3 protein-coding genes are annotated in these 4,093 nt (G+C 42.1%); 2 read left to right on the top strand and 1 reads right to left on the bottom strand.

Going from position 1 to position 4,093, the window contains the following annotated elements:
• On the bottom strand, window positions 1-699 hold a 699-nt coding region (locus tag IQ229_RS16260), incomplete at its 3' end, for a GNAT family N-acetyltransferase (RefSeq protein WP_194045405.1).
• 772 nt (window positions 700-1,471) lie between these two features.
• Between IQ229_RS16260 and IQ229_RS16255 the strand changes: the two genes are divergently transcribed.
• Window positions 1,472-2,542 (top strand): LOG family protein, encoded by a 1,071-nt coding sequence (locus tag IQ229_RS16255; protein WP_194045403.1) that lies wholly within the window; start codon window positions 1,472-1,474, stop codon window positions 2,540-2,542.
• 351 nt (window positions 2,543-2,893) lie between these two features.
• Window positions 2,894-4,093, top strand: a 1,200-nt coding sequence (locus IQ229_RS16250; RefSeq protein ID WP_194045401.1) for a D-alanyl-D-alanine carboxypeptidase, incomplete at its 3' end; no start/stop codon positions are given.

Genomic DNA, 4,093 nt, shown 5'->3' with positions numbered 1-4,093 from the left:
GCATATTTTAGCTCCAATATTCAAATATGCCTGCAAAATTTTCGGAATCTCAACATTAGATGAATCTGGACAATTTTGAGTCAGTTCTAGACAAAATTGTGAATTTGGATAAACCAAAATACTTGGATGTATCAAGTTATTCTGCCGAAAATAATCATAAGCACAACTAGCTTGCCCAGGACATTGTGTGATTAATGATGCACAGCCAAAGAAATATTGGTTTTTACTCCAGATGAGATAATTTGCCAGGCCTTCCCAGAGTAGTAAAAGTGTCTGACTATTGCGATATTCTTTAGCTATACATGCACGCCCAACTTCCACTGATACCTGAAGCACAGAATTGGGAATTCCATTAAGATTAAATATATCGGTAGCATCAAAGCCTAGTCTTTGAGAAGCCATTATATAGGTCTGCATCCGGTAAGTTCCAATCGTTTTACCTGTATGTTTGGAGATTAAAATTAAATGATGGCAAACCGCATCAAACTTATCTATATCCATCTGAGTAAAGTTAGAAGCAGAAAATCCCAAACCTAGTTCAAGATTAAAAACTTCAAAGCGCAACCGAAAAATTGATTCTAATTCTTCTTCAGTTGAAGCCAGCCGTAGGGTATATTTTTCAGTTTGAAGGACGGGAAAATCTTCAAGAGGGGGAGGAGGATTCAGTGGGTAATCGATGTTGCGTCCAGAAACTTCCATCTATCTTCCTACTTAGATTTGCGAAAAGATTCTACTAGAATTTAGGCACTATACAAACAGGTCACATTATGCATTAATGTGTCGAAGTGTAATTGAGACAGTTTTCGATAAAAGATCCTTTAGAGCAGTACCTTTCGGTTAAGGATTTTTTGTACTGTTTTTTGACCTGTAAAGACGCGTTAGCGCAGCAAGACGTTAGCATAGTGGGGCGATCGCGATCGCGTCTCTACCAAGGATTTTAGGTTGAACTGAACGCTATTGTGGTCTAGAGAGCTTTTTTACTTTCTTAGATTAGGGGTAGAGTGCTTTTATTATGGGCATTAATTCCCAAAAAATCTGGCAATAAGATACAAAATTTTCTTTTGATATACGCTATAGATGTAAGTTATGGCATTTTACACAAACCCTGATATACAGCAGAATACAGAATGTAGAATTCAGAATTCAGAATTCACGAGTAAAACACGCTTTATATTTGGGCAACAGACTTAGCTTGTGTACTTCACCAACTTGAAATCTGCTGTATATTGGGACGACCACTGACCTCAGTGAGGGAGTTATGTCAAGTGGTCGACCGAGAGAACTTGCTATGGTTTTCAAAAGTTGAAGTATCACAACAAGCTTTATCAAAACAAATTTTAGAATTTTCAGCTGCAAAACCAGTTCTGCCAGTTCTGAATTAATTTGCTAACTGCACATCAAAGGGCTATTCTCGCTTGCTAGAGTGTGAGTAGTTCACGTAAAATATAATGCCATTGTTGCAGCAGTTCTCATGACCTCATCTGCGTCGTTTGACACATTAGAGTCTTTACAGGCGGATATCGCTGAATTGATCGTTCGTTTACCGACATTAAAAAATCGGCAATTTATTCAGCAAGCACTTACTACTATTGTTCGTCTAGCTGATAACGAAATTGAGCGTCTAGATTGGAAAATATTATCTGCTGCATTAGCAGATATGGAGCGCGGTTTCCAGCTTTTTTATGATTACCGACACGTTCGCAAAGTCACCATCTTTGGTTCTGCTCGTTTAGCGCCAGATAGACCAGAATATCAAATGGCCCTTGAGTTTGCTCGCGCTGTTTCTCAATTAGGATTTATGGTGATGACTGGTGGTGGTGGTGGAATCATGCAGGCGGGTCATGAAGGTGCTGGGCGAGAAAATTCCTTTGGATTAAACATTCAGTTACCCTTTGAACAGCAAGCAAACCCTTTTATAGAGGGCGATCCCAAGCTAATTAACTTCAAATATTTCTTCACCCGTAAGCTGTTTCTCCTCAAAGAAAGTGATGCTGTAGCCTTGTTTCCAGGAGGCTTTGGCACTCAAGATGAAGCTTTTGAATGTATGACATTAAGCCAAACTGGTAAATTTGGCCCAGTACCTTTAGTTTTAATCGATCGCCCTGGTGGCGATTACTGGCGCTCTTGGAGCGAATATATTGATAAGCAATTAGTGCAAAATGGTCTTGTCAATCCTGAAGACCCCAGTCTTTACACTGTGACAGATAACCTGGATGTGGCTTGTGATGCTATCACCCGTTTTTACCAGGTTTATCATTCCAGCCGCTATGTAGGCGATAAGTTAGTCATCCGCCTGAAGACAGATATATCAGACGCTCTTTTAGAAAAACTTAATGCTGATTTTAGCGACATTATTCTTCAAGGAAGAATTGAAAAAAGTCAGGCATTACCTCAAGAAGCACAAGATGAAACTGTTGGACTACCTCGCCTCATTTTGTACTTCAATCAACGCGATTTGGGGCGTTTGTATCAGATGATTGCCACAATTAACCGCATCGGTACTCCTTCGCCAGAGGATGCAGCGCATCCAGAAAGGAAGTAGGTAAGCTAAAACACATCTAATTTGCTTTGCATATTAAAATTTTCTCAATATCTTGTGGGGTGGACATCTTGTCCGCCCCGGACGGGTGAGACACCTATCCCACAAGAGTTTTTCTAATGCACTATTTAAGGCTACACACGCCACTACTGGTCTATCAAATTTATTTTGACGGTTAGAGAGACGCGATAAATCGCCGTCTTTACAGGGATCTATCCATCAATTATTTATTGACAGACTACTACTTACAGATGAGAAAAACACTAGTTATTATGACTCAATACTGATTATTGTAAAAAAGCTTGTATATTAGCACAGTAAACAACGCTTGAGATCCTAACAGAGGAATAAAAAATGCTGGAATTATTGGGTTCAGGTTTGGTGTCGCTTTGGCTGGAAATGGCTGGGGTACAAATCAAGCCTCTAGATGCCTTAGATGCTTTGACTTGGCAAAGTAGTCCTGGCTTAGTTCTTGCCCCCGATCCAAATCCAACTGGGGCGACTACGGTGCAGGAATATCTGAAAAAGCTCATCACATCAAAAGTAGTGGCGCAAAATCTGGCTGAGAATCAGGGGATTTGGATGCAGTCGGGGCCAATGCTGATGGCGAATCATCAAGGTACGACACCTCTGCCGGCTGCTTCTTTAACCAAAATTGCCACTTCACTAGTTGCTTTGAAAACTTGGGGGCCAGATTACCAATTTGATACTTTGGTGAGTGTCACTGGGCCAGTGCTAAATGGAGTGGTGCAGGGCGATTTGGTGATTACAGGGCGTGGCGATCCTTTGTTTGTTTGGGAAGAAGCGATCGCTCTTGGTAATACTCTCAATAAAATGGGCATCAAGCAAGTAAAGGGGAATTTGATTATTACTGGCAGTTTTGCCATGAATTTTCAACGTCAGCCAATGCTAGCCGGTCTGATGCTCAAGCAAACGCTAAATCGTGCAACTTGGGGGCGCCCTGCGATTTATACACACTCAATTATGCCCAAGGGAACACCCAAGCCTCAAGTTGTCATTGCGGGTGGGGTGAAAGTTGAGGCGCAACCAAACCCTCAACAAACTTTGTTACTGCGTCATCGCTCATTACCCTTGAAGCAACTAATCAAGGAGATGAACGTTTACAGTAACAACGATATGGCAGAGATGCTAGCAGATTCAGTAGGGGGAGCAACTGTAGTCCAATCAACTGCTGCTAACCTGGCGAGGGTGCCACAAGTAGAAATTCAGTTAATCAATGGTTCTGGACTAGGCCCCGAAAATCGCATTTCCCCTAGAGCAGCTTGTGCCATGTTGATGGCTATTCAAGCTGAGGCATCTGCCCATCAACTGAATCTAGCTGACTTGTTCCCCATGTCTGGATTCGATCATCGGGGGACACTGCACGCCAGACACATTCCCCTGGCGACTGTGATCAAAACTGGTACTCTCCGGGATGTTAGCGCTTTAGCGGGAGTGATGCCCACACGCGATCGCGGTTTGGTTTGGTTTGCTATTATCAATCGTGGGACAAATGTCTGGGGTTTGCGGACTGGACAAGACCAACTTTTGCAA

The sequence above is a fragment of the Nostoc cf. edaphicum LEGE 07299 genome (genome assembly GCF_015207245.1).
Lineage (GTDB): Bacteria > Cyanobacteriota > Cyanobacteriia > Cyanobacteriales > Nostocaceae > Nostoc > Nostoc edaphicum_B.
This window is presented reverse-complemented; position numbering and strand designations above follow the sequence as displayed.

Coding starts and splice junctions, on each gene's coding strand:
- IQ229_RS16255 (WP_194045403.1), top strand. CDS start 1,472: ATGACCTCATCTGCGTCGTTTGACACATTAGAGTCTTTACAGGCGGAT.